The organism is Thermomonas sp. (assembly GCF_047606765.1).
Lineage (GTDB): Bacteria > Pseudomonadota > Gammaproteobacteria > Xanthomonadales > Xanthomonadaceae > Thermomonas.
Map to the genome: position 1 here is coordinate 18688 of NZ_JASGED010000012.1, position 13527 is coordinate 32214.

Genomic DNA, 13527 nt, shown 5'->3' on the forward strand with positions numbered 1-13527 from the left:
TCAGGACATGATGGACAACGAAACGGTTCGTGTTTTCGTCGGCGTCGACAGGTCGCAGTTGCTGGCGGTTCCCGTCCTCGAATATTCGATCAAGCGCCATACCACCGCGAAGGTGGAAGTGGTCCCGATGCTCGACCTGCCCGTACCCGTGCCGAAGGATCCCCGGAACACCCAGCGCACCGGTTTCTCCTTCAGTCGTTTCTGCATCCCGAAACTGGCGGGTTACAAGGGGCGTGCCATTTACATGGACGCCGACATGATGGTCTTCAAGGACATCCTCGACCTTTGGAACATCCCGTTCGACGGTGCCAAGGTCATCGTCCAGAAGGAAGTGAAGTTCGAGGACGAGACGACCCGGAAAGCCGGGGCACCGAAGGCCCGCAAGAAGCAATGCGCGGTCATGCTGCTCGATTGCGACAGGCTCGATTGGAAGATCGAGGACATCATCGCCGGGATGGACAGGGGCGAGTACGACTACGAACAGTTGATGATGGAGTTCTGCATCCTCGACGAATCCGAAGTGAAGTACGGCGTCCCCTTCGAGTGGAACAGCCTGGAGCATTGGGACGAAGACACCTGCCTGCTGCATTACACCGACGTCGCGACCCAGCCCTGGACGGCGTGCGGCAATCGCAACGGGCATCTCTGGTTCGCCGAGGTGCGCCACATGTTGCGCGAAGGCAAGCTCAAGGTTGCCGACATCCGCAAGGAAATCGAGCTCGGCTATTTCCGGCCATCGCTGATCCGCGATATCCGTTTCCGGCATTTCATTCCTGCTCCGCTGCAGCGCCATTGGGATCGATACAACGCCTGGTCCGACAAGAAATCGGGATATATCCCGCACAAGGCGGTGTACGAGGCAAAGCGAATGCGTGCTGCCGCGATCAAGAAATACGAGGCCGAACTGGCGCGCCAACAGGCGAGCGGCAGCGGAATGCCGGACGCATGACATCGCTGGCCAACGGGGTGTTCGACATTCTGCGCGAGGGCAACACGGGCAAGCCCAACATCCTCGTCCTGACCGAGCACGTCAACGCCACGTACTTCATCAGTTTTGACAGGCCGCTTGGTGCGATGCACGGGCGCGGCGAACTCAATTTTGCGGTGGCGAGCCAGGCGCGGGTGGATGATTTCGGCTTGCAGGCCTGGGATATCATCCGCAGCCGCTTCCGCCCCGATCTTGTCGTGTTCACGCGCTTTGGCCTGCCTTCGGGCGTGGCGTTCATGCGGCTGGCGCGGAACAAGTGCGTCCCGGTCGTGTATCACATCGACGACGATCTTCTCGACCTTCCCGATTCCCTCGGCGCCGACATCATGCAGCGGAATGGTTCGCTGCAGGTCAAGGAAGCCCGCAGGGAACTGCTGTCGAATGCAGATCTGGTTTACGCATCGACGGCGGCACTGGCTGAACGGATGCGAACAAGGTTTCCGCATCGGGACATTTTCCATGGCATCTATGCGTCCTATCCCGGGGATGTGGATGCCGCATCGGGCAATGCTGCTCGCGTCATCGGCTACATGGGATCGCGGGGGCATGCGCAGGATCTGGAACTGGTGGTTCCCGCCCTTTGCCGGTTGATGACCCGCATGCCGGAATTGCGCTTCGAGACATTCGGCACGATCGCGATGCCACAGGCACTCGCGCCCTTCGGTCCCAGGGTTACTTCGCACCCGGTCAGCAAATCCTACGGGGCGTTCCTGGAGCAGCTCTCCCGGCTTTCGTGGGCGGTCGGACTTGCGCCACTCGTTGATGAACCCTTCAATCGCTGCAAGGCGCCCACGAAGTTCATCGAGTACACGGCCGCCGGCATTCCGGTAGTGGCAAGCGATGTCGTCGTGTATCGCGATGTCGTTTCGGAATCGGGAGGTGGTGTCTTGGTCGGCGACGATTGGGAAACAGCCATTGACGGTATGCTCGAATCTCCCGGAAAAAGCGTGGAGATGGTCAAGGCAGCGCGCAATTACTGCAGGTCGCGTTTTGCGCCGGAGTTGCTCGAGGCGCAACTACGCACAGCGATGGCGCGGGTCGGAGTTCGATGCCCCTGAGAAAGCCGTAGCGCCATATCCGGAGAGGTGAAGCGGAATGCTGTTCAACTCGTTCGAATACGTCATCTTGCTGGGAGTCTCGGTACTGCTGTGCTGGCTCGTCCCCTGGGTGCGGGCGCGGCATTCGCTCGACTTCCCGGTGCAGGTCAGCGCCATCCTGCATGAAGCAAACGGGCCAACCGTGGCGGACTGGCATTCGGGCCGCAGCGGTTTCATGGCGTCCCCGGGCGGCGAGTTCCAGGTCGAGTTGGGGCCGGCACAGCTATGTCCCGGCTACTATCAATTCGTGCTGGTGGGCTTCGGCCCGGACGGCACCCAGCATTTCCTGAGCCGGCCGCTGAGGTTCCGGGTCGTTGGCGACTACTTCGGCTCGACCCGCGTGCAACCCATGGCCGTCTGGACTGAAACGAGTGGACAGCGATGAACGAACGAAGCCGGCTGGACGCGGCCTATTACCAGTCCCTGCACGATGCCAACCCCGCCTTCCAGGGGAACAACTGGCTGATACAGGACCTGCCCCTCCTGCGGGAATGGGGGGGGACTTCGATCCTTGAACTGGGCTGTGGCAATGGATTGTTCCTGGAACGGGCTGTCGCGATCTGGCCGCAGGTGATGGGCCTCGACTGGGCGGCATCACCAGTATTGGAGGACGTTCGTGCCCGCCACCCGGGTATCGGGTTCGTCCAGGCGGATGCGATGCAGTGGTCGCCGGATGAGCCCTTCGACATCGTGGCGTCCGCCGATTTCCTGGAGCACCTGCCGCCAGACCGCTTGCCCGCACTTTTGACGCGCTTCCATGGCTTCGGCAGGCGGCACTTCCATCGCATCGCCTGTTATGACGATGGCCATAGCCATCTTTCGATTTTCCCGCCGGAAATCTGGATGCAATTGTTCGAAGATGTTGCACCCGGTTGCTACCGGCTGCTTTCAAACGAAGCACGCAAGGGACAGGCCGACAAGCGCGTCATCACGGTGGCGGGCTTCCGGGAGTAATCACCGGCAAGCGCATCACTCTCGTCCCATGCTTCTTTTGTGACGTGGGATGCGCGAACGAATCAGGTTGCCGAAGAGATGCAGTGTGCTGCACTGCTGACAGGGGGCGCACATGCCCCCTGTCGCATGTGATTGCGCGTCAACCCAGCGCCGCTTCCAGCTCCGGCAGGATTGCGAACAGATCTCCCACCAGCCCGATATCCGCGATCTCGAAGATCGGCGCGTCGCCGTCCTTGTTGATGGCGACGATCGTGCCGGCGTCCTTGATGCCGGTGAGGTGCTGGATCGCGCCGCTGATGCCGACGGCGATGTACAGCTCCGGGGCGATGATCTTGCCGGTCTGGCCGACCTGCAGTTCGTTCGGCACGTAGCCGGCATCGACTGCCGCGCGCGAGGCACCGACCGCAGCGCCCAGCTTGTCGGCCAGCGCGTAGATGACCTTGAAGTTTTCCTCGGAGCCAACGCCGCGACCACCGGATACCACGCGTTTGGCGCTTTGCAGGTCGGGGCGGTCGGACTTGCCGGCGGCAAGGCCCACGAAGCGGGTATGCGAGGGCAGGGCGGCATCCACGCTGGCTGCTTCAACGGCGGCGCTGCCACCCTTCGCAGCTTCCGGCCACGAGGCGGTGCGCACGGTGGCGACCACGATCTGGTCGGCCGGTGCTTCCACGGTGATGATCGCGTTGCCGGCGTAGATCGGGCGCTTGAAGGTGTGCGTGCCTTCGACCGCCATCAGGTCGGAAATCTGGTTGACGCCCAGCAGCGCAGCCACGCAGGGCATCAGGTCCTTGCCGAAGGTGGTGCTGGGGCCGAACACGTGGGTATAGCCCTTCGCCAGCGCGGCGACCTGCGGGGCCTGCACCTGTGCGATGGCGTGCGCGTTGGCGGCATTGGCGATGGTCAGCACCTTCGCAACGCCTGCAATCTGCGCGGCTTCGCTGGCGATGGCGGTGGGATCGGCAGCCAGCACCACGATGTCGATGGCCTCGGGCGACAGCGCCTGCGCGGCGGAGACGGTCTTGGCGGTGGCGGCGTTGAGCTTGCCGTCCAGGTGTTCGGCAACGATGAGAACCTTGGCCATCACAGGAGCCCCTTCTGCTTGAGCGCGGCAACCAGTTCCGCCGCATCCTTCACCATCACCCCGCGGCTGCGCTTGGCTGGCGCGGCATGGTGGGTGGTCTTGAGCGAATCGTTGGCATCCACGCCGAGGTCGGCGAAGGCGATGGTTTCCAGCGGCTTGCTCTTGGCCTTCATGATGTCCGGCAGCTTGATGAAGCGCGGCTCGTTGAGGCGCAGGTCGGTGGTCACCACGGCGGGCAGATCGACCTCCAGCGTTTCGAGGCCGGCATCGACTTCGCGCACCACGGTGGCCTTGCCCTCTGCGATGTCGAGCTTGGAGGCGAAGGTCGCCTGCGGGCGGCCCCACAGCGTGGCAAGCATCTGGCCGGTCTGGTTGGCGTCGTCGTCGATGGCTTGCTTGCCGAGGATGACGAGATCCGGGGATTCCTTCTCGATCAGCTTGAGCAGGGCGCGGGCGGCGGTCAGTGGCTGCACCGGGCCATCGGCCACGACGTGGATGGCGCGGTTGGCTCCCATCGCCAGGCCGTTGCGCAGGTGCGGCTGGGCGTCGGCGGGTGCAATCGTGGCAACCACGACTTCAGTGGCGATGCCCTTGTCGCGCAGGCGCAGGGCTTCTTCCAGCGCGATGTCGTCGAAGGGGTTGGGCGACAGCTTGACGCCGTCGGTGACCACGCCGGAACCGTCCGGCTTGACCTGGATGCGGACGTTGAAGTCCACCACGCGCTTGTAGCCGACGAGGATTTTCATCGTGCGGTGAATCCTGAAGAGGACAAGACCGCCATTTTACCCGAGGGCGATCCGGGTATTTGCTCCAAGCGCTCCAGCCGTGGTCTGCGAGGCTGCCGGGCATTCGCTGCGCCGCTCGAAATGCGGTTGCGCGAACACCCGGCAACCTCGCCACGTTCTCGCCGGTTGCCCGAAAGTACGCTGGGCAGGACGCCGCCGCCCGCTAGAATGGGCGTTCTCCCCCGCATTGGAGCAATGCCCGTGGCTTCCGCCAAGAGCAAACAGTACGCCAGCGCCGCAGCCGCCCTCGACGGGCTGGTGGCGGATGGACAAACCCTCGCCGTCGGTGGCTTCGGCCTGTGCGGCATCCCAGAGGCGCTGATCGCCGCGTTGCGCGATTCCGGCGTGAAGGATCTGACCGTCATTTCCAACAATGCCGGCGTGGATGGCTTCGGCCTGGGTCAGCTGCTGACCACCCGCCAGATCAAAAAAATGATTTCGTCCTACGTGGGCGAGAACAAGGAGTTCGAGCGCCAGTATCTGGGCGGCGAGCTGGAACTGGAGTTCAACCCGCAGGGCACGCTGGCCGAGCGCCTGCGCGCCGGCGGTGCGGGCATCCCGGCGTTCTTCACCGCCACCGGCTACGGCACGGTGGTGGCCGAGGGCAAGGAGACGCGGCAGATCGATGGCCGCTGGTACGTGCTGGAAACCGCGCTGAAGGCGGATGTGTCGCTGGTCAAGGCGTGGAAGGCCGACAAGGCCGGCAATCTGGTCTTCCGCAAGACCGCGCGCAACTTCAACCCGGCCTGCGCGATGGCGGGAAGGGTTTGCGTGGTGGAAGTGGAAGAACTGGTGGAGATCGGCGAGATCGATCCCGATCACGTCCACCTGCCCGGTATCTATGTGCAGCGCATCGTGGTGAATCCGACGCCGGAAAAACGCATCGAACAACGCACCATTCGCCAGCCGGAGGGCAACTGACATGGCCTGGAACCGTGACCAGATGGCGCAGCGCGCCGCGCAGGAATTGACCGACGGCGCTTACGTGAACCTCGGCATCGGCCTGCCGACGCTGGTGGCGAACTACATCCCGGATGGCATGGATGTGTGGCTGCAAAGCGAGAACGGCCTGCTCGGCATCGGCCCGTTCCCCACCGAGGACACGGTGGATGCCGACCTCATCAACGCCGGCAAGCAGACCGTCACCGCGGTACCGGGTGCCAGCTACTTCGGCAGCCATGATTCCTTCGCGATGATCCGTGGCGGTCACATCGACCTTGCGATCCTGGGCGCGATGGAAGTGACCGACAAGGGCGATCTCGCCAACTGGATGGTGCCCGGCAAGATGGTCAAGGGCATGGGCGGCGCGATGGATCTGGTGGCCGGCGTGCAGCGCGTGGTGGTGCTGATGGAGCACACCACCAAGACAGGCGCGCCCAAGATCATCCCCGAATGCACCCTGCCGCTGACCGGCGTGGGCGTGATCGACCGCATCATCACGGAACTGGGCGTGTTCGACGTGACCCCGGACGGCTTGAAGCTGGTGGAACTGGCCGAAGGCGTGAGCCGTGAGGAAGCGGTGGCGAAGACGGGCGTGCCGTTGCATTGAGGCACTCGCGGGGCGCTGGTAGTAGATGCCGAGCTTGCTCGGCATGGAAACGGCCTTGAGCGATATTGATGCAGAAAGCGGAGCAAGCTCCGCTTCTACAAAAGGATGGGCGAGGATTACATCCCCGTGTAATTCGGCCCACCGCCACCCTGCGGTGCAACCCAGACGATGTTCTGGGTCGGGTCCTTGATGTCGCAGGTCTTGCAGTGGACGCAGTTGGCGAAGTTGATCTGCAGCCGTTCGCTGCCGGCCTCACCGACGAATTCATAGACGCCTGCCGGGCAGTAGCGCGCCTCGGGGCCGGCGTATTCGTGCAGGTTCACCTCGACTGGAATGGCCGGGTTCTTCAGGGTCAGATGCGCCGGCTGGTTTTCATCGTGATGGGTGCTGGACAGAAACACCGAACTCAGGCGGTCGAAGGTCAGCACGCCATCGGGTTTCGGATACTCGATCTTCGGCTGGGTCGCTGCCGGTTCAAGGCAGGCGTGGTCGGGCTTCTGCCGATGGATCGTCCACGGCGGGTTGCGGATGCCGAGCTTCGGCAGCAGCCCCTGTTCGATGAAGGTCATCAACGAGGCGAACGTGCGGCCCTTCTTGAACCACTGCTTGAAGTTCTTGGCCTGCAACAATTCGGCATGCAGCCAGCTCTTTTCGAAGGCGTCCGGGTACGCAGACAACTCATCACGCTGGCGGCCTTCGCCAAGCGCGGCGAACGCGGCTTCGGCGGCCAGCATGCCGGTCTTGATGGCGGCGTGGCTGCCCTTGATGCGGCTGGCGTTGAGGGTGCCGGCTTCGCAACCGACCAGCGCGCCGCCGGGGAACACCAGCTTCGGCAATGAGAGCAGGCCGCCTGCGGTGATCGCGCGCGCGCCGTAGCCGATGCGCTTGCCGCCTTCCAGGTGCTTGCGGATGGCCGGGTGCGTCTTGAAGCGCTGGAACTCCTCGAACGGACTCAGCCACGGGTTCTTGTAATCAAGGCCGACAACAAAACCAATCGAAATCTTGCCGTCATCACAGTGGTACAGGAACGAGCCGCCGTAGGTATCGCCATCCAGCGGCCAGCCGGCGGTATGCACGACAAGGCCGGGCTGGTGCTTGGCCGGATCGGCCTGCCACAGTTCCTTGATGCCGATGCCGTAGCTCTGCGGGTCCTTGCCTGCATCCAGCTTGTATTTGGCGATGAGTTGCCTGCCCAGTTGCCCGCGCGCGCCTTCGGCGAAGATCGTGTACTTGGCATGCAGTTCCATGCCGCGCTGGAATTGTTCGGTCGGCTGGCCGTCCTTGCCGATGCCCATGTCGCCGGTGGCAACGCCCTTGACCGCGCCGGCTTCGTCATAAAGCACTTCTGCGGCGGCGAAGCCGGGGAAGATTTCAACGCCCAGCGCTTCCGCCTGCTGCGCCAGCCAGCGCGTGACCGCGCCCAGGCTGACGATGTAATTGCCTTCGTTGTGGAAGCACTGCGGCAGCAGCCAGTTTGGCGTGGCCTTCGCGCCGGTTTCATCCAGGAACAGGAACTCGTCCTTCGTTACCGCCTGTTTCAGCGGCGCGCCGCGTTCGGCCCAATCGGGGAACAGTTCGGTCAGCGCCTTCGGGTCGATGATCGCGCCGGACAGGATGTGCGCGCCAGGCTCGGAGCCTTTTTCCAGCACGCAGACGGAAATGTCGGCATTGCGCTGTTTCAGCCGGATCGCGGTAGCAAGCCCGCCCGGACCTGCGCCCACCACGACGATGTCGTACTCCATCGACTCGCGTTCGATGGTCTCCTGGCTCGGTTGGCTCATGCGGCTCTCCTCTGGCTGACCTGGATTGTCCGGGCTTTGGCTAGAGGCGGCAATCTAATGGATTGCAGATCCGGTTTGGATTCAAGGTTCGTCATTCCCGCCTTCGAGGGGATGACGAGCAAAAGATTCAGGGATGCGCCTGCTTGCGATGCGCCTCGCCGGTTGCCAGCGTCCAGCCGGCGATGTCACGCGCCATCGCGCCCAGCGCTTGCTCGAATGCACCGGCGACGCTTGCGACCTCGGTGCTGGCAGCAGGCTGCGCATGGCGGAAGGTGCGATTGCCGGCGACGGACTGGTCGCGCGCATGCAGCAGCTTGGCGTTGACTTCGACGATGGCCGATGGCGTGGCGTCGCCCTGATAGTCGGCTTCGAAATGGCGAATCTCCATCGCCAGCCGGTATTCGGCGGCGATGCCGCTGCCCTGCCGCGCAACGGCGGGAATCCTGCCGCTGTCTTCCAGCGCGCGCAGCACGGCGTCTTCCAGCATGTCCGGTGGTGGGCTGGCCCACATCGCGTCCTTGTACACCTGCAATTCGCCGGGCACGGGCCGCACCGCGATGCGCGTGCTGTCCAGGATGCGCGGCGCGGCGGGCCGCACCATGCCAAGCGGCCAGTTGACCGTGGGCCATGCGGCATCGGCATGCAGCTGCGGCGTTGGCGCGTACAGCGTGGACGATGATTTGGGGCCCAGCAGGCTGTTGCAGCCGGCAAGTGCGGCGTGCAGGGCGACGAAGATGAGGATGCGGAACATGGCGGTCATTTGGGTTCAAACTCCTTCGGCGCGTCGCGGCCGAGGATGAAGCGCGCGGGCCTGTCTTCCAGCCGGTCGGAAAGATTGCGCAGGTCGCGGATCAGCCTGCGCAGTTCGGATAGCGTGGGGCCAAGCTGGCCCAGGCCGTCGCTTGCGAAGCTCTGCACGGCGGGGCGGTTCTCGGCGATCAGTGCATCCGCGTTGCCCGCCGCCGAATCCAGCTTGCTGACGGTGGCGTCCAGCTTGTCCATCAGCGCCGGCAGGCGCGCGACCAGATTGCGGTCAATGCCCTCGATGGTGCCGTTGGCATTGCCGACGGTGACTTTCAGTGCGTCGGTCACTTCGCGCGCATTGACGATGAGCTTGGCGATGTCCTGCTTCTGCCCGGCGATGCTGCCGGTGGCCTGTTCGAGGTTGTCGAGCGTGGCCGAGATGCGACGGATGTTCTCCTCGCTGAGCAGTTGGTCCATGCGCGCCACCAGCCGGTTGGCGGTGTCGGCGATGTTCTGCAGCGCGGAGGGTTCAGTGGCGATGATGGGTGCTTCGCCATCATCGGAAGGCTGCAATTGTGGTGCGTTCGGGCTGCCGCCGGTGAGCTGGATGAAGGGCACGCCGGTAATGCCCTGCTGCGACAGCTTGGCGCGGGTGTCGGCCTTGATCGGCGCGTCGGCCTTCAGCTTCAGGCCGGCAATCACCTTGCGCGCGTCCTGCGGGTCAAGACTGAGCTTGTCCACGGTGCCGACGGAAATGCCGTTGTACTGCACGCTGCCGCCTTCGGTCAGGCCGGTGACGGGCTCGGAGAAAATCACCCGGTATTCGCGCCAGCTGCGGTCGGAGGAGAACTTCGCCGCCCACAGCGCAAACAGCAGCAGGCACAGCGAGGCCAGAAGGGTAAAGCCGCCGATCAGCACGTAGTTGGCACGGGTTTCCATCGGCATTTCTCGCTTACGTCAAGTTACTGATGAATCGCGGATTGGATACAAGGTTGCCATCCATGGCGCTGCAACACCGAATCACATACTCCGGCCCGGCCGTCCGTGGCAAGGCGCTCGCCGCGCAGCAAACACCTTGAGGGCGTTTGCTAGGCACGCGCGGCTCGCCCACGCGGCCCATTGAAATACGCCTGCACCCAGGGGTGCTCCAGCTTTTCCAGTTCAGCCAACGGTGCGGTGGCAATGACCTTGCGGTCGGCCAGCACCGCCACGCGGTCACAGATAGCGTATAGCGTGTCGAGGTCGTGGGTGATGAGGAACACGGTCAGGCCCAGCGCGCGGCGCAGGGTCAGGATGAGTTCGTCGAAGGCTGCCGCGCCGATGGGATCCAGCCCGGCGGTGGGTTCATCCAGGAACAGCAGCGGCGGATCCAGCGCAAGTGCGCGTGCCAGTGCGGCGCGCTTGCGCATGCCGCCGGACAGTTGCGAGGGCAGCTTGTCGATGGTATCGGCGGGCAAGCCGGCCAGTTTGATCTTCAGCAGTGCGAGTTCATGGCGCAGCGATTCCGGCAGGCCGGGGTAGTACTCCTTCAACGGCACCTGCACGTTTTCGCCCACGCTCAGCGAGGAGAACAGCGCGCCGTCCTGGAACAGCACGCCGGAATTGCGCTCGATGTGGCGGCGGATCACCGGGTCACTCGAACGCGCATCCACGCCGAGCACGTCGATGCGTCCGGCGTCCGGTGTGCGCAGGCCGAGGATCGAGCGCATCAGTACTGACTTGCCCGTGCCAGAGCCGCCGACCACGCCGAGGATTTCACCGCGTTGCACGTCAAGATCCAGCCCGTCGTGGATCAGCTGTTCGCCGAACTGGTTGACCATGCCGCGCACGCGGATCAGCGGCGCATCGCCGATGACCACGCCATCCAGTGTGCGGTTGGGGTCGCTGTCGGTCATCTCAGCTGCCTTTCATCTCAGATGTCCATCTGCATGAACCACAGCGCGGCGAGCGCATCAATCACGATCACCATCGAAATCGCCTGCACCACGCTGGAGGTGGTGCGCTCGCCCAGCGACTGCGCGGTGCCCTGGACCTGCAAGCCTTCCAGGCAGCCGATCAGACCGACCACCAGCGCGAACACCGGCGCTTTCGACATGCCTACCCAGAAATGCCGCACCTCCATCATCTCGTGCATGCGCGCCATGTAGGCCACCGCCGGGATGTCCAGGCTGAACGCACCGACGGCCATGCCGCCCAGCAGGCCGGCAATCATGGCGATGAAGGTCAGCAGCGGCAGCATTACCAGTAGCGCCAGCACGCGCGGGATCACCAGCAGGTCAACGGGATCAAGGCCAAGCACGCGGATGGCATCGACCTCTTCGCGGTTCACCATCATGCCGATTTGCGCGGTGAACGCGCTGGCGGTGCGGCCGGCAAGCAGGATCGCGGTCAGCAGCACGCCGAATTCGCGCAGGAAGGCGGCGTTGACCAGTTCCACCACGAAGATCGTTGCGCCGAAATCGCGCAGCACCATCGCGCCGAGGAAGGCAATCACCGCGCCGACCATGAAGGACAGCAGGGCGACCAACGGCGCGGCATCCAGCCCGACCTGTTCCATGTGATGAACGGTGGCGGTGATGCGGAAGCGCGAGGGTTCCTTGAACAGGCGCAGCAGCTTGGCCAGCACCTCGCCGAGGAAGCCGACCAGCGCCACCACCTCGCGCGCGTTGTCCACCACCGCGAAACCGAGCCGGCCCAGCGCCGCATGCACGCCGTATTCCGGCTTGCGCCGGGGGCGCTGGTCGTGGACGTTCTCGATGGCATCGACCAGTGGCCTCTGGTCATCGCGCAGCTGCAGGGCGGTGAAGTCCAGCCCGCGCCGCTCGGCGAAGCGCAGCAGTTGCAGCACGCCCAGCGTGTCCAGCCGCTCGCAGCCGCGCGCGTCGATCATCTCCAGCCCTTCAGGCGCGCTGCGCAGGGTATCGCCGATCTCGCCGGCAAAGCGCAGCGTCCAGCGCCCGCTGAGGCGGAGCGTGCGGTCGTCGCCCGTGGCGGCGGGCGGATGGTGGTTGGGAGCCTTGCTCATGCGCCGGGCAAGCTTACGCAATGTGCGCCCGCAGTGTGAAAAGCCGGTGCGCATGCCATGCTATCCGGATGCCCATGCGCGACGCCGCCCGCCAAGCCGGATACACCGAACGCATCGCCTTCGTGGTGGAGGTGGCCGAGCATCTGCATACCTACGGCACCACGGCGCAGCGGCTTGAAGGCGCCATCGAATCCGTGTCGCGGCGGCTGGGGCTGGAATGTGAGCCCTGGGTCAATCCCACTGGCATGATCCTGGCCTTCAGCGACCCGACGCGGCCCGCCGGCGAATCGGACACTACCCGGGTGATCCGGCTGGGCCTGGGCGATACCAATCTCTACAAGCTGTGCGAGGCCGACCGCATCGCCGAGGACGTGATGACCGGGCGCATGCAGATCGCCGACGGGCTGGCCGCGCTGCGTGCGCTGGATCGGCCCGTCAGCCAGCGCGGCAAGATCATGCAGGTGTTGGGGTTCGCGCTGGCGTCTGCCGCCGTGGCCGGCCTGCTGCAACTGCCGTGGCTGGACATCGGCACGGCAGCCGCCATCGGTTTGTTGATCGGCCTGCTGGACATCGCCGCGCAGCAGCGCCCGCGCCTGCAGGAAGCCTTCGAGGCGGTGGCCGGGCTGATTGCGGGTGGCGTGGCGATTGCGGTATCCAGCCTGATCGGGCCGCTCAATCTCAATACCGTCATCATCGCCGCGGTGATCGTGCTGCTGCCCGGCATGGCGCTGACCAATGCGATGAACGAACTGACCAGCCGGCATCTGGTGTCCGGCACGGCGCGTTTTGCCGGTGCGCTGACCACCATCATCAAGCTGACCATCGGCACGGCCATTGCCCTGGCGATTGCCGGTGCGCTGGGCATCCACCCGGAAGTGCGCGCGCTGCGCCCGCAACCGGAATGGGTGGTCTGGTGTGCCTTGCCGGTGGGTGCGTATGCCTTTGCAGTGCTGTTCCGCGCGCATCGCCGTGATTACCTGCTGGTGATGGTGGCCGCCTGCGCGGGCTATCTGATTTCGCGTTTCGGCGGCGAATGGGTTGGCGCGCAGGCCGGGCTGTTCCTGTCGGCGCTGATGACCACGGCTGCCGGCAATATCTATGCGCGCTGGCGCAACCGCCCCGGTGCGCTGGTGCGCCTGCCGGGCCTCATCATGCTGGTGCCGGGCAGCACCGCGCTGCGCAGCGTGATTACATTGGTGCAGGCGCAGGATCTGGGCGCAGGGCAGGAAGCCGCCATGCTGGCGCTGAATACCCTGATGGCGCTGCTGGCGGGGTTGTTGTTCGGCAACCTGCTGGTGAGTGCGCGGCGCAATCTGTAACCGATCAGGCTACAGCGGGGCATTTGCTTTGCGGCTCGAAATGCCGCTGCGCAAACACCCCGCCCTAGCCTTGAAGTGATGGGCGATGAGATGCGGAAAGGCCGGGGCGGGTCGCGGAAGTGCATTTCGAGCACGGAGCGAACGCCCCGGGCTTCGCCGCATTGGTGTTCTGCGTAAACAAAAAACGCCGGCAACGCCGGCGTT

General features: G+C 64.5%; 14 protein-coding genes. 7 read left to right on the forward strand and 7 right to left on the reverse strand.

From position 1 onward, the window contains the following. The first annotated feature begins 7 nt into the window (after nucleotides 1-7). Genes QM612_RS01400 through QM612_RS01415 form a run of 4 tightly spaced genes read left to right on the forward strand, consistent with a single transcriptional unit; the run spans nucleotide 8 to nucleotide 3039 of the window. Nucleotides 8-949, forward strand: coding sequence for a glycosyltransferase (locus tag QM612_RS01400; RefSeq protein ID WP_415252107.1), 942 nt, complete (start codon nucleotides 8-10; stop codon nucleotides 947-949). Beyond that, nucleotides 946-2046, forward strand: a complete 1101-nt coding sequence (locus QM612_RS01405) for a glycosyltransferase (RefSeq protein WP_415252108.1) — start codon at nucleotides 946-948, stop codon at nucleotides 2044-2046. The genes QM612_RS01400 and QM612_RS01405 overlap by 4 nt, the downstream gene beginning before the upstream one ends. Nucleotides 2047-2083: 37 nt before the next feature. Further along, on the forward strand, nucleotides 2084-2470 hold the full coding sequence (locus tag QM612_RS01410; RefSeq protein ID WP_415252109.1) for a hypothetical protein: 387 nt from the start codon (nucleotides 2084-2086) through the stop codon (nucleotides 2468-2470). Continuing rightward, nucleotides 2467-3039, forward strand: a complete 573-nt coding sequence (locus QM612_RS01415) for a class I SAM-dependent methyltransferase (RefSeq protein ID WP_415252110.1) — start codon at nucleotides 2467-2469, stop codon at nucleotides 3037-3039. The genes QM612_RS01410 and QM612_RS01415 overlap by 4 nt, the downstream gene beginning before the upstream one ends. 139 nt (nucleotides 3040-3178) lie before the next feature. On the opposite strand, the gene QM612_RS01420 is transcribed toward QM612_RS01415, so the two are convergent. Together QM612_RS01420 and QM612_RS01425 are read right to left on the reverse strand one after the other, a co-directional pair. Next, a complete protein-coding gene (locus tag QM612_RS01420; protein WP_415252111.1) occupies nucleotides 3179-4120 on the reverse strand; it encodes an electron transfer flavoprotein subunit alpha/FixB family protein in 942 nt (313 codons plus the stop codon). Then, a complete protein-coding gene (locus QM612_RS01425; protein ID WP_415252112.1) occupies nucleotides 4120-4866 on the reverse strand; it encodes an electron transfer flavoprotein subunit beta/FixA family protein in 747 nt (248 codons plus the stop codon). The genes QM612_RS01420 and QM612_RS01425 overlap by 1 nt, the downstream gene beginning before the upstream one ends. Before the next feature lie 240 nt (nucleotides 4867-5106). Here QM612_RS01425 and QM612_RS01430 point away from each other — a divergent pair, with 240 nt between their 5' ends. After that, nucleotides 5107-5826, forward strand: coding sequence for a CoA transferase subunit A (locus QM612_RS01430; protein ID WP_415252113.1), 720 nt, complete (start codon nucleotides 5107-5109; stop codon nucleotides 5824-5826). A 1-nt stretch (nucleotide 5827) separates the two neighbouring features. After that, a complete protein-coding gene (locus tag QM612_RS01435; protein WP_415252114.1) occupies nucleotides 5828-6454 on the forward strand; it encodes a CoA transferase subunit B in 627 nt (208 codons plus the stop codon). A 116-nt stretch (nucleotides 6455-6570) separates the two neighbouring features. Here QM612_RS01435 and QM612_RS01440 read toward each other — a convergent pair whose 3' ends face one another. The 5 genes from QM612_RS01440 to QM612_RS01460 all read right to left on the reverse strand — a co-directional run bounded on the left by QM612_RS01440 (nucleotide 6571) and on the right by QM612_RS01460 (nucleotide 12004). Beyond that, complete coding sequence (locus tag QM612_RS01440; protein ID WP_415252115.1) at nucleotides 6571-8235, reverse strand: electron transfer flavoprotein-ubiquinone oxidoreductase; 1665 nt, start codon at nucleotides 8233-8235, stop codon at nucleotides 6571-6573. Between the two features lie 127 nt (nucleotides 8236-8362). Then, on the reverse strand, nucleotides 8363-8995 hold the full coding sequence (locus tag QM612_RS01445) for an ABC-type transport auxiliary lipoprotein family protein (RefSeq protein ID WP_415252116.1): 633 nt from the start codon (nucleotides 8993-8995) through the stop codon (nucleotides 8363-8365). Then, a complete protein-coding gene (locus QM612_RS01450; protein WP_415252117.1) occupies nucleotides 8992-9918 on the reverse strand; it encodes an MlaD family protein in 927 nt (308 codons plus the stop codon). The genes QM612_RS01445 and QM612_RS01450 overlap by 4 nt, the downstream gene beginning before the upstream one ends. Nucleotides 9919-10067: 149 nt before the next feature. Further along, nucleotides 10068-10874: an ABC transporter ATP-binding protein gene (locus QM612_RS01455; protein ID WP_415252118.1), complete on the reverse strand. Its 807-nt coding sequence runs from the start codon at nucleotides 10872-10874 to the stop codon at nucleotides 10068-10070. 17 nt (nucleotides 10875-10891) lie between these two features. Continuing rightward, a complete protein-coding gene (locus QM612_RS01460) occupies nucleotides 10892-12004 on the reverse strand; it encodes an MlaE family ABC transporter permease (RefSeq protein ID WP_415252119.1) in 1113 nt (370 codons plus the stop codon). A gap of 68 nt (nucleotides 12005-12072) precedes the next feature. Between QM612_RS01460 and QM612_RS01465 the strand changes: the two genes are divergently transcribed. Then, nucleotides 12073-13323 carry a threonine/serine ThrE exporter family protein gene (locus QM612_RS01465; RefSeq protein WP_415252120.1) on the forward strand — a complete coding sequence of 417 codons (1251 nt, stop codon included), beginning with the start codon at nucleotides 12073-12075 and terminating at the stop codon, nucleotides 13321-13323. Nucleotides 13324-13527 lie beyond the last annotated feature (204 nt).